At 73.0% G+C, this 22,938-nt stretch carries 20 protein-coding genes; 14 read left to right on the forward strand and 6 right to left on the reverse strand.

Features of this window, described 5'->3' with window-relative positions:
* Nucleotides 1-26: 26 nt before the first annotated feature.
* On the forward strand, nt 27-815 hold the full coding sequence (locus ACFQ8Y_RS13665; RefSeq protein WP_430585789.1) for an SDR family NAD(P)-dependent oxidoreductase: 789 nt from the start codon (nt 27-29) through the stop codon (nt 813-815).
* 100 nt (nt 816-915) lie between these two features.
* On the forward strand, nt 916-3,204 hold the full coding sequence (locus ACFQ8Y_RS13670) for an alginate lyase family protein (protein ID WP_430585790.1): 2,289 nt from the start codon (nt 916-918) through the stop codon (nt 3,202-3,204).
* Nucleotides 3,205-3,229: 25 nt separating this feature from the next.
* Here ACFQ8Y_RS13670 and ACFQ8Y_RS13675 read toward each other — a convergent pair whose 3' ends face one another.
* Nucleotides 3,230-4,744, reverse strand: coding sequence for an aldehyde dehydrogenase family protein (locus tag ACFQ8Y_RS13675; RefSeq protein ID WP_430585791.1), 1,515 nt, complete (start codon nt 4,742-4,744; stop codon nt 3,230-3,232).
* A gap of 121 nt (nt 4,745-4,865) precedes the next feature.
* Between ACFQ8Y_RS13675 and ACFQ8Y_RS13680 the strand changes: the two genes are divergently transcribed.
* Nucleotides 4,866-5,486, forward strand: a complete 621-nt coding sequence (locus ACFQ8Y_RS13680) for a TetR/AcrR family transcriptional regulator (RefSeq protein ID WP_430549972.1) — start codon at nt 4,866-4,868, stop codon at nt 5,484-5,486.
* On the opposite strand, the gene ACFQ8Y_RS13685 is transcribed toward ACFQ8Y_RS13680, so the two are convergent.
* From ACFQ8Y_RS13685 to ACFQ8Y_RS13700, 4 genes are read right to left on the reverse strand one after another with little or no spacing between them, the layout of a single operon-like run.
* On the reverse strand, nt 5,461-6,552 hold the full coding sequence (locus tag ACFQ8Y_RS13685; RefSeq protein ID WP_430585792.1) for an NAD(P)H-dependent flavin oxidoreductase: 1,092 nt from the start codon (nt 6,550-6,552) through the stop codon (nt 5,461-5,463). The genes ACFQ8Y_RS13680 and ACFQ8Y_RS13685 overlap by 26 nt on opposite strands.
* Nucleotides 6,461-8,650: a 3-hydroxyacyl-CoA dehydrogenase NAD-binding domain-containing protein gene (locus tag ACFQ8Y_RS13690; protein ID WP_430549970.1), complete on the reverse strand. Its 2,190-nt coding sequence runs from the start codon at nt 8,648-8,650 to the stop codon at nt 6,461-6,463. Before ACFQ8Y_RS13690 ends, ACFQ8Y_RS13685 begins: the two co-directional genes overlap by 92 nt.
* Nucleotides 8,647-9,873, reverse strand: a complete 1,227-nt coding sequence (locus ACFQ8Y_RS13695; RefSeq protein ID WP_430585793.1) for an acetyl-CoA C-acetyltransferase — start codon at nt 9,871-9,873, stop codon at nt 8,647-8,649. Before ACFQ8Y_RS13695 ends, ACFQ8Y_RS13690 begins: the two co-directional genes overlap by 4 nt.
* A gap of 8 nt (nt 9,874-9,881) precedes the next feature.
* On the reverse strand, nt 9,882-11,042 hold the full coding sequence (locus tag ACFQ8Y_RS13700) for an acyl-CoA dehydrogenase family protein (RefSeq protein ID WP_430585794.1): 1,161 nt from the start codon (nt 11,040-11,042) through the stop codon (nt 9,882-9,884).
* 149 nt (nt 11,043-11,191) lie between these two features.
* Between ACFQ8Y_RS13700 and ACFQ8Y_RS13705 the strand changes: the two genes are divergently transcribed.
* The 10 genes from ACFQ8Y_RS13705 to ACFQ8Y_RS13750 all read left to right on the forward strand — a co-directional run bounded on the left by ACFQ8Y_RS13705 (nt 11,192) and on the right by ACFQ8Y_RS13750 (nt 20,404).
* Nucleotides 11,192-11,980, forward strand: a complete 789-nt coding sequence (locus ACFQ8Y_RS13705; protein WP_430585795.1) for an SDR family oxidoreductase — start codon at nt 11,192-11,194, stop codon at nt 11,978-11,980.
* Nucleotides 11,977-13,206: an acyl-CoA dehydrogenase family protein gene (locus ACFQ8Y_RS13710; RefSeq protein ID WP_430585796.1), complete on the forward strand. Its 1,230-nt coding sequence runs from the start codon at nt 11,977-11,979 to the stop codon at nt 13,204-13,206. The genes ACFQ8Y_RS13705 and ACFQ8Y_RS13710 overlap by 4 nt, the downstream gene beginning before the upstream one ends.
* A complete protein-coding gene (locus tag ACFQ8Y_RS13715; protein ID WP_430585797.1) occupies nt 13,203-14,309 on the forward strand; it encodes a phosphotransferase family protein in 1,107 nt (368 codons plus the stop codon). The genes ACFQ8Y_RS13710 and ACFQ8Y_RS13715 overlap by 4 nt, the downstream gene beginning before the upstream one ends.
* The gene (locus ACFQ8Y_RS13720; RefSeq protein ID WP_430585798.1) at nt 14,306-15,082 is read left to right on the forward strand and encodes an electron transfer flavoprotein subunit beta/FixA family protein; all 777 of its coding nucleotides are present in this window, start codon (nt 14,306-14,308) and stop codon (nt 15,080-15,082) included. Before ACFQ8Y_RS13715 ends, ACFQ8Y_RS13720 begins: the two co-directional genes overlap by 4 nt.
* A gap of 12 nt (nt 15,083-15,094) precedes the next feature.
* The gene (locus ACFQ8Y_RS13725) at nt 15,095-16,075 is read left to right on the forward strand and encodes an electron transfer flavoprotein subunit alpha/FixB family protein (RefSeq protein WP_430585799.1); all 981 of its coding nucleotides are present in this window, start codon (nt 15,095-15,097) and stop codon (nt 16,073-16,075) included.
* Nucleotides 16,072-17,418: a cytochrome b/b6 domain-containing protein gene (locus tag ACFQ8Y_RS13730; RefSeq protein WP_430585800.1), complete on the forward strand. Its 1,347-nt coding sequence runs from the start codon at nt 16,072-16,074 to the stop codon at nt 17,416-17,418. Before ACFQ8Y_RS13725 ends, ACFQ8Y_RS13730 begins: the two co-directional genes overlap by 4 nt.
* Nucleotides 17,419-17,467: 49 nt before the next feature.
* Nucleotides 17,468-18,643, forward strand: a complete 1,176-nt coding sequence (locus ACFQ8Y_RS13735; RefSeq protein WP_430585801.1) for a bifunctional 2-methylcitrate synthase/citrate synthase — start codon at nt 17,468-17,470, stop codon at nt 18,641-18,643.
* A 64-nt stretch (nt 18,644-18,707) separates the two neighbouring features.
* The gene (locus ACFQ8Y_RS13740; protein ID WP_430585802.1) at nt 18,708-19,652 is read left to right on the forward strand and encodes an IS1595 family transposase; all 945 of its coding nucleotides are present in this window, start codon (nt 18,708-18,710) and stop codon (nt 19,650-19,652) included.
* A gap of 16 nt (nt 19,653-19,668) precedes the next feature.
* Entirely contained in the window at nt 19,669-20,052 is a 384-nt protein-coding gene (locus ACFQ8Y_RS13745) for an ankyrin repeat domain-containing protein (RefSeq protein WP_430585803.1), read from the forward strand.
* A gap of 58 nt (nt 20,053-20,110) precedes the next feature.
* A complete protein-coding gene (locus ACFQ8Y_RS13750) occupies nt 20,111-20,404 on the forward strand; it encodes a hypothetical protein (protein WP_430564754.1) in 294 nt (97 codons plus the stop codon).
* A gap of 385 nt (nt 20,405-20,789) precedes the next feature.
* On the opposite strand, the gene glnA is transcribed toward ACFQ8Y_RS13750, so the two are convergent.
* On the reverse strand, nt 20,790-22,214 hold the full coding sequence (gene glnA / locus ACFQ8Y_RS13755) for a type I glutamate--ammonia ligase (RefSeq protein WP_429764245.1): 1,425 nt from the start codon (nt 22,212-22,214) through the stop codon (nt 20,790-20,792).
* 189 nt (nt 22,215-22,403) lie between these two features.
* Here glnA and ACFQ8Y_RS13760 point away from each other — a divergent pair, with 189 nt between their 5' ends.
* Nucleotides 22,404-22,862, forward strand: coding sequence for an RDD family protein (locus tag ACFQ8Y_RS13760; RefSeq protein ID WP_430549951.1), 459 nt, complete (start codon nt 22,404-22,406; stop codon nt 22,860-22,862).
* Nucleotides 22,863-22,938: the final 76 nt, after the last annotated feature.

Genomic DNA, 22,938 nt, shown 5'->3' on the forward strand with positions numbered 1-22,938 from the left:
CGGGCGTCAGGACGAAGGAGGGTCGGATGAGCACGGTGCAGGGCGTCACGGCCGTCGTGGGTGCGGGCGGCGCGATCGGCGCCGCGATCGCCGCCCGGCTCGCGGGCGAGGGGACGGTCGCCCTCCTCGACCGGGACGCGGCGCGGCTGGCCGACGTCGCCGCGAGCCTGCCCGAGCGGCCCCTGGTGCTGCCGGTGGACGCCAGGGATGGTGGGGCGGTCGATGCCGCGTTCGCGGAGATCTCCCGAGCCGGCGGCCTCGCCCGGCTCGCGGTGGCCGTCGGGACCACGTCCGGAGGATCGATCCACGAGCTCGACGAGGCGTCGTGGGACACCATCCTGGGGTCGAACCTGACCACGGTGTTCCACTCGCTGCGGGCGGGGGTCGGCACGCTTCGGCACACCGGCGGGCCGGTCTGCGTGATCGGCTCCGTGCACGCCGCGGATCCCCAGCCCGGGTATCCCGCCTACGCCGCGGCCAAGGCCGCGGTCGCGGCCCTCGTGCGCCAGGTCGCAGCCGAGTACGGCCACGTCGGCGTCCGGGCCAACCTCGTCACCCCGGGCTGGACGCGAGCTCCGCACACCGTGGGCCGCCTCGAGCCGCAGGACGAGGCCGCCCTGCTCGACACGACCCCCTTGAGGGAGCTCGTCGAGCCCAGCGACCTCGCTGAGGCTGTCGCCTGGCTGATGTCCGGGGCGGCGAGCCGCGTGACCGGGGCCGAGATCGTGGTCGACGGCGGCGCCTCGTTGCTCGGCGGTGCGACCGTGCTGCGCCAGGGCTACCGGCAGCGGCTGGGACTCGACGCCTCGAGGTGACCTTTCACGAGTCCTGGGCACATCGCCTTTCGTCTTCGGTACTGATGTTCGTCTCCAATCCCCAAGGATGAGGAATGGTCCTATGAATCGCATAGCCACGATGGGGTTGTCGGCAGTCCTCCTGCTGTCGCTCGCCGCGCCCTCGGCACTCGCTGCACCACTCGAGAGCACCCACACCGAAGACTTCGCGAACGGCCTCGACGACTGGACGGTCGAGAGCGGACGGTGGACCGCCGAGGACGGCGCCGCCCGAGTCGACGGCGAGACCCTGACCGGACCCCGCGCGATGCACCTCACGCGATGGCAGTTCGGTGACTCCGCGACGACGGTGAACGTCCGAGCCACGGACGCCGCCGACAGCAACAGCTGGGTCGGCCTGTCGACCCGCATGACGGCCGGTCAGGAAGATTTCCGGCAGAGCGGCTACACCGCGTTCCTGCGCATGAACGGGCAGCTGGCCCTGGTCAAGCCTCACGCGTCCGATCCGACCGCCGTCTCCACCATCGCGACGGCGTCGACGGGCATCGACCCACGGAAGGCTCCGGTCTCGCTCACGCTCCGGGCGGAGGGCTCGAGCCTCGAGGTCTTCGTCGACGGCGCCACCGAGCCGGCGATCTCGACCACGGACACGCAGTTCACCCGCGGGAAGGTCGGCCTCGTGGTCGGCGCCGCGTTCGCGACCTTCGACGACGTCCGGATCTCCCACGACGACGGCGTCGAGGAGGAGCCACCTCCTGCCGCGGGGACGGACTGGGGCGGCGTCTTCCTCGGCGAGGCCAAGCTCGCCGAGCTGCGGGACCGTGTCACCCGGAACCCGCAGGACATCGCGTGGCAGGACGTCCTCGCTCAGGCGGAACGAGCGGTCTCGCGCGATGCCCAGGCGCCGGAGATCTGGGAGGTGCCGCCCTTCTACGCGGGGGCGGACGCCAACCGTGCGGCAAAGCACGCACTGCTGGACGACGCGAACCAGGCGTATGCCGCCGGGATCGCGTACTCCGTGACCGGTGAGGAGGTGTATGCCGAGGCGGCAGCCAAGATGATCCGTGCCTGGTCGCACGTGCAGGAGGTCCGCACGACCGAGGACTCGGGGCTCACGTTCTCCTACCATTTCCCCGCGATGATCTTCGCGGCCGACCTCATCGACGACTACGACGGGTTCAGCGCCGGCGACCGCGCCGCGTTCACCGCCTTCCTCCGCGGCGGGTCCCTGAACGCGAACACCATGGACCGGACCAACAACTGGGGGAACTGGGGGATGGTCCTCGTGATCGCCACCGCTGCGTATCTCGAGGACGAGGCGCTCTTCCAGACGGCCGTCCACCGGTGGAAGTACTTCGTCGAGCACCAGATCGATGCCGACGGCACCCTCCCCCTGGAGATCTCCCGCAACGACGGGACGGGAAGCCACGGCATCTGGTACACCCACTTCACCCTGCAGCCACAGACGATCGCGGCCGAGATCGCACTCGTGAACGGCGTCGACCTGTACGACTACCGGTCGCCGAGCGGGCGTTCGCTCCGGCAGGCGTACGAAGCCGTCTCCGGGTGGGTCGCCGAGCCGGAGACCTTCCCGGTGTGGCAGGGCGACCCCTCCGGGATGACCAACGTCCGCACGATCGAGTACGTGTTCGACGGACGGCAGGTGCGCGAGTCCACCGTCAGCTACTTCGAGATCCTGAACGCCCACTGGCCGTCCGAGGCGGCCGACTCCGTTCTCGTCGCCGACCGGCCCGTGTCGACCCTGCACACCTCTCCGTACCTGACGTTCACCCATGGGCCCGCGGTCGTCGAGCAGGACACGTCCGGACCGGTGATCTCCGTGAAGCCCGGGTCTCAGGGTCGGGACGGAGTCTTCGGGCACGTGGCGTTCCGGTTCCACGACGAGGGGTTCGTCGACAAGCTGATCCTGAACGGGACCGAGCGAGATCTGGTTGACGACGTCTGGTCGGACCTGGACGGCGTGGCGCCGGGCGTCTCCGGCGGGAGGGCCGGAGACAACGAGCTGAGCGTCCTCGACGTGGCGGGCAACGTGACGACGATGAGGTTCGTCCTGGACGACGCACCTCCCACCGTGACCGTCAAGGACGAGTCGGTGGCGGCGCCCGGCGGGTTCAGCAGCGTGTCGTTCAAGGTGTTCGATGCCTACCGGGTCGACCGGGTGGTGGTGAACGGGAAGCCCAAGGACCTGGCCGACAACCCGTGGAGCGACGTCAACCAGGTGGAGCCGGGAGCCTTCGGCGCGGTGCTGGGCGCGAACACGCTGGAGGTGTTCGACGTCGCCGGGAACGTGACCCGGTCGGAGTTCACGCTGGTGGCGCCGGGGTCGCGAGCGTCCGCACCGGTGGTCGTGACCGACCAGGAGGGGGCCGGGTCATCACGGTCGAGGTGACCGGCACCGCCCCTGGATCCGGGCCCTAGCCCCGGGAGCCCTTCGCGCGACCGTGGAGCAGCGGGATCATCCTGGCGACCAGGTGCATGTCCTTCTCGGTGCGGTCCATCGTCAGGAGGTTCAGCGCGGCCTTCCGGGTCTGGCGTGCCACGGACTTCACCGTGCTGAACTCGCGCAGGCCGTCGGCGCCGTGGATGCGGCCGAATCCGGACTCCTTGACCCCGCCGAAGGGGAGGGCCGCGACCGCGGCGAACCCGAGCACCGAGTTCACGGTCACGACGCCGGCGCGCAGGGCGTCGGCGGCCGCCGACGCCGCGCGGGCGTCCTTGGTGAAGACCGCCGCGCCGAGCCCGTACGGGGTCGCGTTCGCCCGCTCGACCGCCTCCTCGAGGGAGGCGACGGTGTTGATCACGACGAGCGGGCCGAACGTCTCGTGCCGCACCGCGAGGGAGTGCTCGTCGACGTCGGTGATGACGATCGGGTCGATCACCCGGCCGTGCACGCTCTCGGTACCACCGAGCACCGCCGTGCCCGACCGCACGGCGTCCTCGACGTGCCGGCGCACCACGTCCGCCTGGGCGGGCAACGTCATCGGGCCGTACTGCGCGTCGGCGCCCGAGGTGCGCAGCCGTCCCGCCCGCTCCACGACACGGGACACGAGGGCGTCGCGCACCGCCTCGACGACGTAGACGCGCTCGACGCCCACGCACGTCTGGCCCGCGTTGCCCATCGCGCCGAAGACGACGAAGTCGGCCGCGGCGTCGAGGTCGGCGTCGGCCGCGACGAGCAGCGCGTCCTTGCCGCCGCACTCGGCCACGATCGGCACCAGCCGCTCGGCGGCGGCCGCCATGACCTTCTTCGCCGTCGCGGTGGAGCCCGTGAACGCGACCTTGTCGACGTCGGCCGCGACGAGCGCGGCGCCCGTCGCCCCGTCGCCCGTGACGGCGACGAGGACGTCGTGCCCCACAGCCTCCCGCCAGCGCTCGGCGAGCCACACGGCCGGGCCGGGCGTCAGCTCGCTGGGCTTGAAGACGACGGCGTTGCCGGCGGCGAGCGCGTACGAGATCGAGCCCATGGGGGTGTACAGCGGGTAGTTCCACGGCCCGATGACGCCCACGACGCCGTAGGGCTCGTAGCCGACCGTGGCGTGCTGGTTGTAGTTGACCAGGCCGGCGCGCACCCGGCGGCGGCGCAGCACGCGGGCGGCGTTCTTCGCCGCCCAGTCGAGGTGCCCCAGGGTGAGCATGACCTCGAGCAGGGCGTCGTCCGCCGGCTTCCCGGTCTCCGCGGCGATGAGGTCGGCCAGCTCCCGGGCGCGCAGCGCGACGTGCGACTTCCAGCGCAGGAGGTGCGCGCGACGTCCGGCGAAGCCCTGCTCGCGCCACCAGCGGGCGCCGTCCCGGGCGCTGGTGACGGCGATGCCGACCTGGGCGGCGTCCGCCACCGGGTAGCTGGCGACGGGCTCGCCGTCGACGGGGCGGTACGTGGTGATCTGCCGGGCTTCCCGCCCGGCCTGGGCGGTCTGGTCCGCAAGCGTCATCGCCGGTCTCCTACTCCACGTCGAGCAGACAAGTAAATCGCGAGTCACACATTAGGGCCGCTCCGGGACGACGCGCAAGGATTTCTCTAATCTTGGTTAGAAATCAGGCTAGGATCGGAGCATGGACGTCACCGGGACGGAGGCGACGCGACCGGCGTCGAAATCGGCGCAGACGCGACAGCGCATCCTGGACGCGGCCGCCGAGGTGCTGTCGCGCAAGGGGTACGCGGGCACGCGCCTCGCCGACGTCGCCGCGGTCGCCGGCGTCCAGGCGCCCGCGATCTACTACTACTTCTCCTCGCGCGACGGTCTCGTCGAGGAGGTCATGTGGGAGGGTGCGCACCGCGTCCGGCTCCACGTCGAGGAGACGCTGGAGGCGCTGCCCGACGGCACCACCGCGATGGAGCGGCTCCTCGTGGCCGTGGACGCGCACCTGCGCTACGAGCTGCAGCTGTCCGACTACGCCACCGCCTCGATCCGCAACGCGGGGCACGTCCCGGAGCAGCTGCGGGTGCGCCCGGCCGCCGAGGAGGCGCTCTACAGCAGGCTGTGGCGCGACCTGTTCGTCGCCGCCCAGCAGGCGGGGGAGGTGCGCGCCGACCTGGACGTCAACACCTTCCGCCTGCTCCTGCTGGGGGCGATGAACTGGGTGGTCGAGTGGTGGAACCCGCGCACGCGCTCCCTCGACGAGCTGGTGGCGACCGCGCAGGGGATGGTCAGGCACGGAGCCGGGGCCGGCTGACCAGCTCCAGCCGGGCCCGCAGCACCTCCTCGGCCTCGGCCACGGTGCGGCGGACCACCTCCCCGGCGGCCGGGACGTCGTGGATGAGGCCCTGGACGAGCCCGACGGTCCAGATCCCCGCGTCGAGGTCGCCGTGCTCGAAGACCTTCCGGCCCCGGGCGCCCGCGACCAGGTCGCGCACGTCCTCGAACCGCCCGCCGCCCGCCAGGATCTCGACGACCTCGTCGCTGACGGCGTTCTTCGCGACCCGCGCCGTGTTGCGCAGGGAGCGGAAGATGAGGTTGGTGTCGAGCTCCGACCCGGCGACGATCCGCTCCTTCACGGCCGGCGCGACGGGCGACTCGACCGTGCACATGAACCGCGAGCCCATCGTGACCCCGTCGGCCCCGAGGGCCAGCGCCGCCGCCAGGCCCCGGCCGTCCGCGATCCCGCCGCAGGCGAGGAACGGGATCGTCAGCCGGTCCGCGGCGGCCGGGAGCAGCACCATGCCGGGCACGTCGTCCTCGCCGGGGTGACCGGCGCACTCGAACCCGTCGATCGACACCGCCGTCACCCCGACGGCCTGGGCCTTGAGCGCGTGCCGCACGCTGGTGCACTTGTGGATCACCCGCACCCCGTGGGCGCCGAACATCTCCATGTGCGGCTCGGGGTTGGAGCCGGCGGTCTCGACGATCGTGATGCCGGCGTCGACGATCGCCCGCCGGTACTCGTCGTACGGCGGCGGGTCGATCGCCGGCAGGATCGTGAGGTTGACGCCGAGGGGCTTGTCGGTCAGGCGGCGGGCCCGCTCGATCTCCCTGACGAGGTCGGCCGGGGTGGGCTGGGTGAGCGCGGTGATGATGCCCAGCCCGCCCGCCTCGGAGACCGCGGCGGCCAGCTCTGCCCGGCCGACCCACATCATGCCGCCCTGGACGACCGGGTGCTCGATCCCGAACGCCTCGGTGAAGCGCGTGCTGATCACGACGTCCCCCCGCTCACTCGTAGGTCTCGCCGGCGGCGGCCCGCGCGACCAGGGAGGCGGGTGGCCGGAACCGCTCGCCGTAGGTGTCGGCCAGCTCGTGCGCACGGGCGACGAAGCCCGTCAGGCCGCCGTCGTACTGGTTGACGTACTGCAGCACCCCGCCGGTCCAGGCGGGGAACCCGATGCCGTAGATCGACCCGACGTTGGCGTCCGCGACGGAGGTGAGCACGCCGTCGTCGAGGCAGGCGATCGCGTCCAGCGCCTCGGCGAAGAGCATCCGCTCCTGCAGGTCCACCAGGGGCACCCGGGCGCTCCCCGAGCCGTACCGGTCGCGCAGCCCCGGCCACAGGCGCGTGCGCCGGCCCGCCTCGTCGTAGTCGTAGAAGCCGCGCCGCGCCCTGCGTCCGGGCCGGTCCTGGTCGTCGACCATCCAGTCGACGACCGCCTCGGCGGGGTGCGCCGTCCAGGTGCCGCCCTCCGCCTCGTGCGCGGCCCGTGTCTCGGTGCGGATCTTCTGGGTGAGGGAGATCGTGAGCTCGTCGAGGAGCTGCAGAGGCCCCGCGGGATACCCGGCCTGGAGCGCGGCCTGCTCCACGGACGCGGGCTCGACGCCCTCGCCCACGGCGGCGACGGCCTCGTCGATGAACCGGCCGATCACCCGCGAGGTGAAGAAGCCCCGGGCGTCGTTGACGACGATGGGCGTCTTGCGGATCTGCAGCACGAAGTCGAAGACCTTCGCGAGGACGACGTCGCTGGTGCGCGCGCCCCGGACGATCTCGACCAGCGGCATCTTGTCGACGGGGGAGAAGAAGTGGATCCCGATGAAGTCCTCGGCCCGGTCGACCCCCTCGGCGAGCAGCGAGATCGGCAGGGTGGACGTGTTCGAGCCGAGCACGGCGTCGGGCTCGACGACGTCCTGGATCTCCCGGAACACGGACTGCTTGAGGTCGACGGACTCGAAGACCGCCTCGACGACGAAGTCCACGCCCGCGAAGTCGGCGGGGTCGTCGGTCGTGGAGATCCGCTCCAGGAGGGCCGCGCTCGCCTCCGGCGTCGTCCTCCCGCGGCCCAGGGCCTTCTCTTCGAGGCGGCGCCCGTAGTCCTTGCCCCGCTCCGCGGCACCCGCCGACGTGTCCTTGAGCACGACGTCGACGCCGCTGCGGGCGGCCACGTAGGCGATGGCGGCGCCCATCATCCCGGCGCCGACGACGCCGACCTTCTTCGCCCGGAACGTCGGGTACCCGGCGGGCCGGCTGGCGCCGGCGTTGATGCTCTCCAGGTCGAAGAAGAACGCCTTGATCATGTTCTTCGCGACCGGCGAGTGCGTGAGCTGCACCAGGTAGCGGGTCTCGATCGTCGAGGCGGTGTCGAAGTCGACGTACGCCCCCTCCACGGCGGCCGCCATCGCGGCGCGCGGCGCGGGCATCGGGGCCCCCTTGACCTGCCGGCGCAGCATCGCGGGCATCGCCGCGAGCGCCTGTGCGAGGGACGGGGAGGTCGGCGCGCCGCCGGGCAGCCGGAAGCCCTTGACGTCCCACGGCTTGACCGGGTCGGGGTTCGCGGCGATCCATGCCTTCGCGCGGTCGCGGACCTCCGCCGCGGGGACCACCTCGTCGACGAGGCCGACCTCGAGCGCGCCCGCGGCGGTGAACTTCGTGGCCGGCAGGATGACGTCCGCCAGCGCCTTCTGTAGCCCGAGCATCCGCACCGTGCGGCTCACGCCGCCGCCGCCGGGCAGCAGGCCGAGGGAGACCTCGGGGAGGCCGAGGCGCAGGCCCTTGACGTCGCCGGCGGCGATGCGGTGGTGGGTGGCGAGCGCGACCTCGAGCCCCCCGCCCAGCGCCGTGCCGTCGATCGCGGCGACCACCGGCCGGCCGAGCCGCTCGATCCGGCGCAGCAGCGACTTCACGTGCTCGATGTCCGCGGTCTCCTCGGCCGACCGCGCCGGGTCGGCGGAGCGGAGCAGCTCGAGGTCCCCGCCGGCGAACCAGCTCTTCTTCGCCGACGCGAGGACGACGCCGGAGATCCGGTCGCGCTCGGCCTCGAGGCGCTCGACGCTCGCCTCGAGCGCGGCCCGGAAGTGGGCGTTCATGGTGTTGGCGCCGCGGTCGGGGTCGTCCATGGTGAGGGTGACGACGCCGTCCCCGTCCTCGTCCCAGGCGTACCCGCCCTGCACGCCCGCCCGGTCCTCGATGACGCTCATGCCGTCTCCCCTTCCTCGACCCGCTCGATGATGGTGGCGATGCCCATGCCCGCCCCGACGCACAGCGTGGCGAGGCCGCGACGCAGGTCGCGGCGCTCCAGCTCGTCGAGCAGCGTGCCGAGGATCATCGCGCCCGTGGCGCCCAGGGGGTGCCCCATGGCGATCGCCCCGCCGTTGACGTTGACCTTGTCGTGCGGGATGCCGAGCTCGCGCTCCCACCGCATGACGACCGAGGCGAAGGCCTCGTTGAGCTCGAACAGGTCGATGTCGTCGACCGTGAGGCCCGCACGATCGAGCGCCTTGCGCGTGGCGGGGGCGGGTCCGGTGAGCATGATGGTGGGCTCCGAGCCCGTCACGGCGGTGGCGACGACCCGCGCTCTCGGCGTGAGGCCGAGTCGCTCGCCCACCTCCCTGCTGCCGACCACGACCAGGGCCGCGCCGTCGACGATGCCCGACGAGTTCGCGGCCGTGTGCACGTGGTCGATCGACTCGAGCCAGTGGTACTTCTGCAGCGCCACGGCGTCGTAGCCGGCCTGCGCCCCGGGGATCTCGAACGCGGGCTTGAGGTGGCCCAGGCTCTCGACCGTGGAGCCCGGCCGGCGGTGCTCGTCGTGGTCGAGCAGCGTGACGCCGTTGAGGTCGCGCACCGGCACGACCGACCGGGCGAACCGGTCCTCGCGCCACGCCTCGTCGGCCCGTCGCTGCGACTCCACGGCGTAGGCGTCGACGTCCTCGCGGGAGAACCCGTCGAGCGTGGCGATGAGGTCGGCGCCGATGCCCTGCGGGACGAAGTAGAGGTCGTAGTTCGTGGTCGGGTCCTGCACGTAGGCGCCGCCGTCGGAGCCGATCGGCACGCGCGACATCGACTCGACGCCACCCGCCAGCACGAGGTCCTCGAAGCCGCTGGCGACCTTCTGGGCGGCGACGTTGACGGCCTCCAGGCCCGAGGCGCAGAACCGGTTGAGCTGGACGCCCGCGACGGTCTCGGGCAGGCCGGCGACGAGCGCCGCGGTGCGGGCGATGTCGCCGCCCTGCTCGCCGACGGGCGAGACGACGCCGAGCACGATGTCGTCGACGGCCGCCGGGTCGAGCGTGGGGTGGCGCTCGCCGAGGGCGTGGATCAGCCCCACGACCAGGTCGACGGGCTTGACGCCGTGGAGCGCCCCGCCGCGGTTCTTGCCGCGCGGCGTGCGGACGGCGTCGTAGATGTATGCCTCTGTCACGGATGTCCTCACAGCCCGAGGCCCCGACCGACGATCTCCTTCATGATCTCGGTCGTGCCTCCGTAGATGGTGGTGATGCGGGCGTCCTCGTAGTCCCGCGCGATGCGGTACTCGCGCATGTAGCCGTAGCCGCCGTGGAGCTGCAGGCAGCGGCCCACGACGTCGACGTACTGCTCGGTGGTCCAGAACTTGGCGGCGGCGGCGTCCTCGGGATCCAGGGATCCCGCGTCGTGCCGCTTCAGGCAGCCGTCGATCAGCGCGCGGCCGGCGCGCACGGCCGTGACCATCTCGGCGAGCTCGAAGCGGGTGTTCTGGAACGACCCGATCGGCTGCCCGAAGGCCTGTCGCTGCTTGACGTACTCCAGCGTGCGCTCCAGCACGCCCTCGCTGGAGGCGACGGCGGCCGCGGCGATGGAGATGCGCTCCTGCGGGAGGTTGCGCATGAGGCCCGCGAACCCCGTGCCCTCCTCGCCGAGCAGGTTCGCGGCCGGGACGCGTACGCCCTGGAAGGCGAGCTCGCTCGTGTCCTGGGCGTGCAGGCCGATCTTGTCGAGCCGGCGCCCCCGGGAGAAGCCGGGGGAGTCGGCGGGGATCACGAGCAGGCTCAGCCCGCGGTGCGGGTGCTCCCCGGTGCGCACGGCCGTGACCACCAGGTCGGCGTTCTGCCCGTTGGAGATGAAGATCTTCGACCCGTCGACGACGTAGTCGTCGCCGTCGCGGACCGCCGACGTGCGGATCCCTGCGAGGTCGCTGCCGGTGCCGGGCTCGGACATCGCCACGGCCACGACGGTCTCGCCGGCGGCGATGCCGGGGAGCCAGCGCTGCTTCTGCTCCTCGGTCGTCAGGTCGGTGAAGTAGGGGATGACGATGTCGTTCGACAGGGCGATGCCGGCCATCCCGGACGACACGGGGTGGCGGGCGAGCTCCTCGCCCATCACCGCGTTGAAGCGGAAGTCGTCCGACCCGCCGCCGCCGAAGCGCTCCGGGATGCCGAACCCGAGGATCCCCGCCTCGGCCGCCTGGACGAAGAGCTTGCGGTCGACCCGCCCCTCGGCGTCCCAGCGGTCGGCGTGGGGGCGCGCGTACTGCTCCACGAAGGCGCGCACCATGTCGCGGAACTGCTCGTGCTCGTCCTCGTACAGGTCACGCGGCCCGATGATGCCGGTCATGCTGCCTCCGATCATCCTTGATCTCGACGTCCCACTTTTTATACCATGTTAGAAACCGCGGCTACCAGGGCTTGATCCTGACCTCTAGTCATGATGCGATGCTCCCGAGGTTTGAATCTGCATTAAGCAATCGCGCAAGGGAGCGTGACATGGGAGAGCACCCCTCCCCGACGACGGGCGGCGACCGGCTGCGTGGCCGCGTCGCGGTCGTCACCGGGGCGAGCCGCGGCATCGGGCACGCGATCGCGCGGCGCTTCGCGGCCGAGGGCGCCGCGCTCGTGCTGACCGCGCGGTCGGCGGACGCGCTGGCCACCGCGGCGGAGTCGCTCGGGGACGGGGTCCCGGTACGCGTCGTGGCCGGCCGCGCCCAGGACCCCGCGCACCGGCGCGAGGCGATCGGTACCGCCGTGCGCGAGCTCGGCGGGCTGGACGTCCTGGTCAACAACGTCGGCATCAATCCCGTGTACGGGCCGCTGGTCGACCTGGACCCCGAGGCGGCCCGCAAGATCCTGGACGTCAACGTGCTGGGCACGCTGGGCTGGGTCCAGGAGGCCTGTGCCGCCGGGCTGGGCGCGCGGGACGGCGCGGCCGTGCTCAACATGTCGTCGGTGGCCGGGGCCGTGCCGTCGCCGGGGATCGGGTGGTACGGCGTGAGCAAGGCCGCGGTCTCGCACCTCACCGTGACGCTGGCGGCCGAGCTCGGCCCCCGGGTCCGGGTCAACGCGCTCGCCCCGGCGGTCGTGCGGACGCAGTTCGCGCGCGCCCTGTACGAGGGGCGCGAGGAGGAGGTGGCCGCGGCCTACCCGATGCGGCGGCTGGGCAGCCCGGACGACGTGGCCGCCGCCGCGGCCTACCTCTGCTCCGACGAGGCGGGCTGGGTCACCGGCCAGGTGCTGACCCTCGACGGCGGGCTGCTGGCCGCGGGAGGGACGGCGTGAGCGCGCGGGGGAGGGTGGGCGCCGTCGACGTCGCCGGTGTCGTGGAGCGCACCCGCCGCTTCGTCCGGGACGTCGTGCTCCCCGCGGAGCCGCCGGCGGGGACGGCCCTCGACGCCGCCGGGCGCCGCGCGCTGCAGCAGCGGGCGCGCGAGGCGGGCGTCTTCGCCCCGCACGTGCCGGTCCGCCTCGGCGGGCTGGGGCTCCCGCTGGGCGCGTGGTCCGCCGTCTTCCAGGAGGCCGGGTACTCCCCGGTCGGGCCCGCGGCCCTGAACTGCATGGCCCCGGACGAGGGGAACGTGCTGCTGCTCGAGAGGATCGCCTCCGCCGAGCAGCAGGAGCGGTTCCTCGCCCCGCTCGCCGCCGGCGAGGCGCGGTCGTGCTTCGCCATGACCGAGCCGCACCCCGGAGCAGGGTCGGACCCGGCCGCGCTGGCCACCACCGCCCGCCGCGTCGACGGGGGCTGGGTGCTCGACGGCGAGAAGCGGTTCGTCTCGGGGGCCGAGGAGGCGGACTTCGCCATCGTCATGGCCCGCACGCCCGACCTCGGGGACGACGCCGCGACGCTCTTCCTCGTCCGTACCGACGCCGACGGGTTCGAGCTCGGTCACCGCATCCGCACGCTCGAGCGGGCGATCACGGGCGGGCACCCGCACGTCTCGCTCACCGACTGCTTCGTGGCCGACGGCGACGTGCTGGGCACGCCCGGCGACGGCTTCCGCCACGCGCAGGTGCGCCTCGGCCCCGCCCGGCTCACGCACTGCATGCGCTGGCTCGGCCTCGCCCGTCGGGCCCACGACACGGCGCTCGACCGCGTGCGGCACCGCGAGCTGTTCGGCGCCCCGCTCGCCGACCTCGGGCTCGCCCAGGGCCTGCTCGCCGACTCCGAGATCGACCTCGCCAGCAGCGCCGCCCTGATCGACCGGGCGGCCGCGGCGCTGGAGGACGGTGACGTCCGGGCGGGTGCGCAGGCCTCGTCGATCGCCAAGGTGCACTGCTCCGAGGCCGTGGGCCGCGTCGTCGACCGGGCCGTGCAGCTGTGCGGGGGAGACGGCGTCACGCTCGAGCTGCCGCTGGCCGCGTTCCTCGACGAGGTGCGCCCGTTCCGCGTCTACGACGGGTCGAGCGAGACGCACCGCTGGGCGATCGCCCGCCGCGCCGTCGCGCGCCGGCGCCGGGAGGTCGACGCGGGCGAACGGGTCCTGGACCGGGCGGAGGGGCGACGATGACGGCGCTCGCGAGCGCGCCGGACGGCGTCGACGTCGTGCGTGCGCTGCCCGCGGGGGACGGCGTCGCCGCGCCCGCGCGACCGCCGTTGCTGGTGCTCGAGCCGCTCGGGCGCTTCCTCGACGGCGTGGGGATGCCCGCCGGGGAGCTGGCATGGCGGCGGATCGGCGACGGCCAGGCGAACGTCACGTACGAGCTGCGGCGCGGCGGGGAGCGCGTGGTCCTCCGGCGCGGCCCGCGGCCCCCTTTCCCGCCGTCGGCCCACGACATGCTGCGCGAGGCGCGCGTCGTCGCGGCGGTGGGGGCGGCGGGCGTGCCGGTGCCGGTCGTCCGTGCGGTCTGCGACGACCCTGCCGTCGTGGGGGCGCCGTTCTACCTCATGGAGCTGGTCGAGGGGCAGGTGGTGACGGACCACCTCCCCGCGGGCTTCGACGGCCGCGGCGCCCGCGCCGACCTGGTGCACGCCGCGGTCGACGCGCTCGCGGACCTGCACGCCGTCCCGCTCGACGGCGACGTCGCCGGCCTCGGCCGGCCGGACGGCTACCTGGACCGCCAGGTCCGCCGGTTCGCCCAGCTGTGGCCGCTGAACACCCGGCGGTCGGTGCCGCTCGTCGAGACCCTGGCCGAGCGGCTGGCGGCCACCGTGCCCGCGTCGGACCGGGCCGCCGTCGTGCACGGGGACTACCGGCTGGGGAACCTCATGTTCGCTGCGCCCGGGCGGGTGGCGGCGATCCTGGACTGGGAGATGGCGACGCTCGGCGACCCGCTCGCCGACCTCGGCTACCTCGTCGCGACCTACTCCGCGCCCGGGGCCGCGCCCACGCCGATGGACCTCACGCCCGTCACCGCCGGGCCGGGGTTCCCCACGCGCACGGATCTCGTCGACCGGTACGCGGCGCGCACCGGCGCCGACGTAGGGGAGCTGCCCTGGTACGAGGCGCTCGCCCTGTGGAAGTCGGCGATCTTCTGCGAGGCCATCTACACCCGGTGGCTCGACGGGCAGCGGCCCGACGACTCCTTCGCCCCGGCCCTCGCCGACGGCGTCCCCGCGCTCGCCGAGGCCGCCGCGCACGCACTGCACCGTCACGAGAGAGGAAGCCGATGAAGATCGCCGTCCTGATGAAGGTGGTCCCGGACACGTACGGCGACCGCACGCTGTCCCTCGAGACGGGGCTCGCGGAGCGCAGCGCCGACGACGCCGTCCTCGACGAGATCGACGAGCGGGCGCTCGAGGCGGCCCTGGCCCACGCGGACGACCACCCCGACACCGACGTGGTCGTGATCGCCATGGCGCCCGAGCTCGCGCAGACCAGCCTCCGCAAGGCGCTCGCCATGGGGGCGACGTCGGCCCTCCAGGTGGTGGACGAGAGGCTGGTCGGCGCGGACGTCGTCCTGACCGCCGAGGTGCTCGCCGCCGCGGTGCGGCACGCGGGAGCCGACCTCGTCGTCGCGGGCGACGCGTCCACCGACGGGGCCGGGGGAGCGGTGCCCGCCGCCGTGGCGGAGACGCTCGGCGTGCCGTGCGCGACGGCGCTGCGCGAGGTCACGATCACGGACACCGAGGTCACCGGCGTGCGGGTGTCGGACGCCGCCACGCTGCGCGTCTCGGCGCCGCTGCCCGCGGTCGTCTCCGTGACCGAGGCCGCGCCGGGGCCCCGGCTGACGGGCTTCAAGGGGATCATGGCCGCCAAGAAGAAGGTCGTCGAGACCGTCACGGCGACCGACCTGGGGGCGGACCCCGAGCCCTCGGACGCCGCGCGCTCGATCATGACCGCGATCACCCGTCGGCCGCCACGCACGGCCGGCACCAGGATCGTCGACACGGGCGACGCCGGCGAGCAGCTGGCGGCCTTCCTCGTCGACCACCGGCTGGCCTGAGGAGGCGACGACATGACCGACGTCCGGGAAGAACCCGTCCTGGTCCTGGTGGACCGTGAGCCGCACGGAGGGCTCGCACGATCGTCGGCGGGGCTGCTGGCGGCCGCCGCGTCGATCGGCACCCCCGTGGCGCTCGTCGTGGGGCCCGGCGCCGACGACCAGGCGCCCGCGGCCGCGCGCCTCGGGGCCCGCCGCGTGCTGCTCGCCCCCGGGGACGCGGAACGTCTCGGCGTGCCGGTCGTCGACGCCCTCGAGGCCGCGGCCGAGCTCGTCCGGCCCGCCGCGGTCCTCGTGTCGCACTCGGTCGAGGGCCGGGAGGCGGCCGCGCGCTACGCCGTGCGGTCGCGCTCGGCGCTCGCCCTCGACGCGGTGGGCGTGTCGCGTGACGACGAGGGCGTCGTCGCGCACCACGCGGCCTACGGCGGCACGTACCTCGTCGAGTCGGCGGCGACCTTCGGCGCCCCGGTCGTCACGCTGCGCGTCGGCGCCGTCGACGACCGCGCCCCGGCCGTCGACGACCCGCAGGTGGAGGCGCTCGCGGTCCCCGGGTCGGGGAGGCCCGCGGCCACGGTGCTCGCCGTCGAGCCCGTCGAGTCGGGCTCGACCCGGCCCGAGCTGCGCGGGGCGGGCACGGTCGTGTCCGGCGGGCGCGGGCTGGGGTCGGTGGAGGGCTTCGCCCTGGTCGAGCAGCTCGCGGACACCCTCGGCGGCGCGGTCGGCGCCTCGCGGGCGGCGGTCGACGCGGGCTACGTCGCCGCGTCCTGCCAGGTCGGGCAGACGGGCGTGACGGTGTCGCCGCGGCTGTACGTGGCGCTCGGCATCTCGGGCGCGATCCAGCACCTCGCGGGGATGCAGACCGCGCAGACCATCGTCGTCGTCAACTCCGACGAGCACGCGCCCCTGTTCGAGATCGCCGACTTCGGCGTGGTGGGCGACGTCTTCGAGGTGGTGCCCCAGCTCGTCGCGGCGCTCGAGGCGAGGCGGGACGCATGACGCGCCAGGGGCTGCCGCGCCGGCCCGGCGGCCCGCCGTGGCCGCCGGTGGACGGCGCGGACGCCGGCACGGCGGAGGTCGCGCACGCGACGACGCGAGCGGACGGTCCGACCGGGGCCGGGACGGCCGGCGGGGCGGCCGCACCCGGTGGGGTGCGGCAGGGCCTGCCGCGCGTCGCCCGGTCGACGACGGCGGGCGCCACCGCGGAGCCGGGAGCCGGCCTCGCCCAGACGGCTCCAGCCGCTGTGGTCGGCACACCTCTGCGGCGTGGCCTGCCGAGGACCGCGGGCGGGGTGCCGTGGCCCCCGGCCGGGGTCGTGCCGCCCGGGCGGGAATCGTCCGTCCCCGTCACACCGGACGACCGGCCGGCGGAGCCGCCGCCCACGGTCGAGCCCGCGCCGTCGTCGCCCGTGCCCGAGCCGGTGGCCCCACCCGTCGCGGCAGCCCCGCGCCGCCGTCGGCTCCCGGCGTGGGCGGGCCGGACGGGGATCGCGGCCGCCGTGGCGGCGGTCGTCCTCGGGCTGCTCGTCCTGGCCGCGCGCTGGTGGGTCGGCACCGACGCCGGGCAGGGCTTCCTCGCGACCTACCCGGGCACCGCCCCGATGCCCGACGACGCGCCGGTGGGCATCCCGGCCTGGCTGGCGTGGCAGCACTTCTTCAACGTGTTCCTGCTGGTGCTGGCGGTGCGGACCGGGTGGCAGGTGCGGCTGCAGCGCCGTCCCGCGGCGTCGTGGGCACCCCGCGCGGACCCGGGGGCGCGCATCGGCCTCATGGCGTGGGCGCACCAGGCGCTCGACGTGCTCTGGGTGGTCAACGGCGCGGTCTACATCGTGCTGCTGTTCGTGACCGGTCAGTGGGTGCGGGTCGTCCCGACCAGCTGGACCGTCGTCCCGGAGGCCCTGTCGGCCGGGCTCCAGTACCTGTCGCTGCAGTGGCCCACCGAGGACGGGTGGGTGCACTACAACGGCCTCCAGCAGCTCGCCTACTTCGTGACCGTCTTCGTCGCGGCGCCCCTGGCGATCCTCAGCGGCGTGCGGATGAGCGTGTACTGGCGGTCCCGGCCCGCCGCGGACCGGCTCGTCCCGATCGGGCTCGCCCGCCGCGTCCACTTCCCGGTGATGCTCTACTTCGTCGCGTTCGTCGTCCTGCACGTGGGCCTGGTGCTCGCGACGGGGGCCCGGCGCAACCTCGACCACATGTTCGGCGCGCGCGACGACGGGAGCTGGGTCGGCCTCGCGCTGTTCCTTGTCTCCGTCGTGGTGATCGCAGGTGCCGCCGCCGCGATGCGCCCCGTCGTCGTCGCGCCGGTGGCCCGGCGCTTCGGCACGGTCAGCGGGCGCTGAGCATCCCTCCCTGCCCCGAACGTCCATCTCCCAGCGTGAAGGAGCGACCATGAGCGACACCGTCGAGATCAAGAAGGGCCTCGCGGGGGTGACGGTCGACCGCACCGCGGTCTCGTCCGTCAACGCCGCGACCAACTCGCTGCTGTACCGGGGATATCCCGTCCAGGAGCTCGCCGCGACCGCCTCGTTCGAGGAGGTGGTGCACCTGCTGTGGCACGGGGAGCTCCCCGACGCCGCCCAGCTCGAGCGCTTCGTGGCGGCGGAGCGCCGTCACCGCGCGCTCGACCCCGCCCTGGTGCAGGTGATCGACGGGCTGTCGTCCGCCGCCCACCCGATGGACGTGGTGCGCACCGCCGTCAGCATCCTCGGCACGGACGACCCGGACGCGTGGGACCACGAGCCGGACGCCGTCCTCGACAAGGCCCTCGTGCTGTACGCGAAGCTGCCCACCGTCGTCGCGCACCTGCAGCGCCGCCGCCGCGGGCTGCCGCCGGTGCCCCCGCGCGACGACCTGGGGTATGCCGCCAACTTCCTGTGGATGTCGTTCGGCGAGGAGCCGGACGACGTCGCGTGCCGGGCGTTCGACGTCTCGATGACGCTGTACGCGGAGCACTCGTTCAACGCGTCGACGTTCGCCGCGCGCGTCGTCACGTCGACCCTGTCGGACTACTACAGCGCGATCGTCGCGGCCGTCGGCGCGCTCAAGGGCCCGCTGCACGGCGGGGCGAACGAGGCCGTCATGCACACCTTCGCCGAGATAGGGACGGCGGACGCCGCGGCCGGGTGGCTCGACGACGCGCTCGCGGCCCAGCGGAAGGTCATGGGCTTCGGGCACCGGGTCTACAAGCGCGGCGACTCGCGGGTCCCCACCATGAAGGCCGCCCTCGACACCCTGGTGGAGCACTACGACCGCCCCGACCTGGCGGCCCTGTACGACGCGCTCGAGGACGAGTTCGTGGGCCGCAAGGGCATCTACCCCAACCTCGACTACCCGTCGGGCCCGGCGTACCACCTCATCGGCTTCGACACGGAGCTGTTCACCCCGATCTTCGTCGCCTCGCGCATCGCGGGGTGGACGGCGCACGTCCAGGAGCAGCTCGCGTCCAACGCGCTCATCCGCCCCCTCAGCACCTACGACGGCGTGGCCGAACGGCACGTCCAGGGCTACGTGCCCGACGACGCCGCGCTCGCGGCCGCGACCCGGGAGGTGGAGCGGGCAGGGTGACCCGCGCCGCTCGCGGGTAGAACACCTGTTCTGGGTATCTGCTTGCGTGAAGTAGTCTCGGTGGATGAAGGACGGGCACCCCGAGGCCGGGGTCGACTATCCCCGCACCTATGCGGATCTGCTGGCGTGGTTCCCGGACGACGATGCGTGCCTGGAATACCTGGCTCGCTTGCGTTGGTCGAGCGGGTTTCGCTGCCCGGTCTGCGACGCTGACGGGTTTTGGAAGACAGCTAGAGGGCAGTGGATGTGCAAGGCCTGCGGGCGACGCACGTCGGTCACCGCGGGCACGATCTTTCACCGCACCCGAAGGCCGTTGACGACGTGGTTCGCCGCCGTGTGGTTCGTGACGTCGCAGAAGGGCGGGGTCTCGGCGCTCGGGCTGCAGCGCGTGCTCGGGTTCGGGTCCTATGAGACGGCCTGGGCCTGGCTGCACAAGCTGCGCCGAGCGATGGTCCGGCCCGAGCGGGACCTGCTCGGTGGCCCAGGTGTAGTGGTTGAGCTGGACGAGACGTTCATCGGCGGCGTGTCACGCGGCGGCTACGGCGCCAGCACCGACAAGGCGTGCGTGATGCTCGCCGTCGAGAAGAACGGGCGCACGATCGGCCGCATCCGGGCCCAGGTCGCCACTCGGCCCGGCTCGATCGAGATCCTCGAGTTCGCCCAGGAGGTCATCGCGCCGGGCAGCGAGATCCACACCGACGGAGCGCAGATGTTCCGCCGGCTGACCGATATGGGCTACGCCCACGAACGCACCGTCGCGATGCGCACCGTCGACAAGGAGACGCTGCTGCCCGGCCTGCACATGGTCGCCTCGCTGCTCAAGCGATGGATCATCGGGACACTGCACTACGGCATCGCCGCCGAGCACCTGCCCTACTACCTCGATGAGTACACCTTTCGCTTCAACCGGCGCGACTCCAGGTCGCGCGGCCTGCTGTTCTACCGACTTCTGGAGCAAGCGGTTCAAACCGATCCGCACCCGCTCCGCGAACTGATCCGAGACCACTGAGGAGCACCGATCACCCATGCCAGATGAACGGCACCGCCGGACTGCGCTTCACGATGCCGCGACCGACGGCGATGCTGCGGCCATCACGGCCGCCATCTCAAGCGGTGCGCCCATCGACGCCGTCGACGATCAGGGACACACGGCGCTCGCCCTGGCGGCCATCAATCAGAACGTGGCGGCCACGCGCCTCCTCCTGGAGGCCGGTGCCGACACCGAGATCACCAACCGCCACGGGAACACTGCACTCTGGGGGGCCGTCTTCAACTCCCGGGACGACCAGACGGTCATCCGCCTCCTTTTGGGCGCAGGCGCGAACCGCGACCACGTCAACGCCGCAGGGCGCACGCCGCGCGACCTCGCCGTCACGATCGCGAACCATGACATCACGGAACTCCGGTAGCCGCTTCACTCAAGCAGATACCCAGAACACCTGTTCGAACCGGGGCTATCCTGCTCCCGTGGGAAGCAGGCGACGAGACGAGGCCGGCGGATCGTCAGGTGCGGTCGACCGCGTGCCGCTGCGCGACGCCGCCGAGGGGGCGCCGGGGAGATCGCGCGACGGGGCGCACGTCACGCGCCCCGAGCGCGGGATCCCCGTGCGCGCCTGGATCACGTCGCGGCAGTCCGGCGAGCAGCTCGTCGACGGCGAGGCGACCGCCTGGACCGACGCGCAGGTGCACGTGCGCTACGTCGACTCCCACGGCCGCGAAGGCTTCGTCTGGTTGTGGGCGGGTGCCGTCACGAGGCGGTAGCCGGGCGTCGTGCGCGCGGTCGCGCTCGGCTGTCGAGTCGGTGGGCCGCGGCCTAGCCTGAGAAGGCGACCCGTGGCGGCCGTCGCCACGTCCGCGTCGTCGAGGGGAGCACGTCATGAGGGACGTGCGTTGCGTGCTGGGCATGCACAAATGGCTCCGGCGCCAGAACGAGGACTCGCAATACCTGCTCTGCGCCCGCTGCGGGCGGGACCGGCCGACGGACGGGTGGGTACCACCGATCGGGCGGATGGTCTGACGACATCCGCCGACGCCGTCCGGCGGCCGGTGGCGTCGTGACCTGCTGGCGGAAGACGCCGAACGGCGGCCCGCCCCGAAGGGAGGGCCGCCGTCCTGGCGACGTCAGCGGGCCCCTGCGGGCCGCCGATCAGATGTCGTAGTAGAGCTCGAACTCGTGGGGGTGCGGGCGCAGGCGGATCGGGTCGATCTCGTTGCTGCGCTTGTAGTCGATCCAGGTGGCGATGAGGTCCTCGGAGAAGACGTCGCCCTGCGTGAGGAACTCGTGGTCGCGCTCGAGGTTGTCGAGGGCCTCCTCGAGGGACGCGGGCACCTGGGCGATCTGCGCGTGCTCCTCGGGGGGCAGCTCGTACAGGTCCTTGTCGATCGGCGCCGGCGGCTCGATGCGGTTCTTGATGCCGTCGATGCCCGCGAGGAGCTGCGCGGCGAACGCGAGGTACGGGTTGGCCGTCGGGTCCGGCACGCGGAACTCGACGCGCTTGGCCTTCGGCGAGGAGCCGGTCACCGGGATACGGATGCACGCGGAGCGGTTGCGGGCCGAGTAGACCAGGTTGACCGGGGCCTCGTAGCCGGGCACCAGGCGGCGGTAGGAGTTCACCGACGGGTTGGTGAAGGCCAGCAGCGACGGGGCGTGCTTGAGCAGGCCGCCGATGTACCAGCGGGCCGTGTCGGACAGGCCGCCGTAGCCCTTCTCGTCGTAGAACAGCGGCTCGCCGTTCAGCCACAGCGACTGGTGCGAGTGCATGCCCGAGCCGTTGTCGCCGAAGATCGGCTTCGGCATGAAGGTGACGGTCTTGCCGTGCTGCCAGGCGACGTTCTTGATGACGTACTTGAACTTCATCAGGTCGTCGGCCGAGTGCAGCAGGGTGTTGAACCGGTAGTTGATCTCCTGCTGGCCGGCGGTGCCCACCTCGTGGTGCGCGCGCTCGACGTCGAGCCCGACCTCCGCCAGGACCGCGCACATCTCGTCGCGCAGGTCGGCGAACTGGTCGTTGGGGGAGACGGGGAAGTAGCCGCCCTTGTAGCGGGTCTTGTACCCGAGGTTGCCGCCCTCCTCCTCGCGCCCGGTGTTCCACGCGGCCTCGACCGAGTCGACGCTGTAGAAGCTCTCGTGCTGGTTCGTCGAGAAGCGGACGTCGTCGAAGACGTAGAACTCGGCCTCGGGGGCGAAGAACGCCGTGTCCGCGATGCCGGTCGACTTGAGGTAGGCCTCCGCCTTGGCGGCGATCGTGCGGGGGTCGCGCGAGTACGGCTCGTCGGTGAACGGGTCCACGATGGAGAAGTTCACGATGAGCGTCTTGCGCTTGCGGAACGGGTCCAGGTACGCCGTGGTGACGTCGGGCACGAGCTTCATGTCCGACTCGTGGATCGCCTGGAAGCCGCGGATCGACGAACCGTCGAACATGAGGCCCTCGGTGAAGGAGTCCTCCGAGAACTGCTCCACGGGGATGTTGAAGTGCTGCATCACGCCCGGCAGGTCGATGAAGCGGACGTCGATGAACTCCACCCCCTCGCGACGGGTGAAGGCGATGGCCTCCTCGGCGTTCGTGAACATGCATGCACTCCTTGCGTGGATGGTGCCGTTCGGTCGGTGCCGCCGGACGGTTCCGAAGGACGGGGGCGACGAGCTCGTGCGCGCCGCTCGACGACCACGACCGTAGGGTGACGGCGTTTCTCCGGCGTGGCGCCATTGTTTCCAACACGTTACGGCGGCCACGCCTCCGGCGCCGCGTAGCCTTGACGCATGGCATCGCGGGAGGACATGGGTTCGTGGCTCGAGGGCGGACGCCGGGACGAGACCGGGTCCGCCGGACGGCTCGGCCTCCCCGACGTCGGACCTGGCTCGCTCGCCCGGCTCGGGCGCCGGGCCGTGGCCCTCGTCGTCGACTGGGCGGTGGCGACCCTGATCGCCTACCTGGTGACGAGCCCGGCGTCGTTCGCCGAGCTGAACTCGTGGGTCACCCTGGGCGTCTTCGCGCTCATGAACCTGTTGCTGGTCAGCACCGTCGGGTTCACCATCGGCCACCGCCTCCTGGGGCTGCAGGTCCGCACGCTCGGTGCCCCCGACGGCGTCGCGCCGGGGTTCGCGCGCGGCGCGGTGCGCACGCTGCTGCTGTGCCTCGTGATCCCCGCCGTCGTGTGGGACCGTGACGGGCGCGGGCTGCACGACCGGGCCGCGGGGACGGTCCTCGTGCGGCGCTGACGACGACGGCGAAGGGGGGGGGGGCCCCCCGGCCGCCCCCCCCCCACCGCCGGGTTGGGTGGGGGCAGCGGCCCCC

The sequence above is a fragment of the Isoptericola sp. NPDC056605 genome, from assembly GCF_042792795.1.
In the GTDB taxonomy this organism is placed as follows: domain Bacteria; phylum Actinomycetota; class Actinomycetes; order Actinomycetales; family Cellulomonadaceae; genus Isoptericola.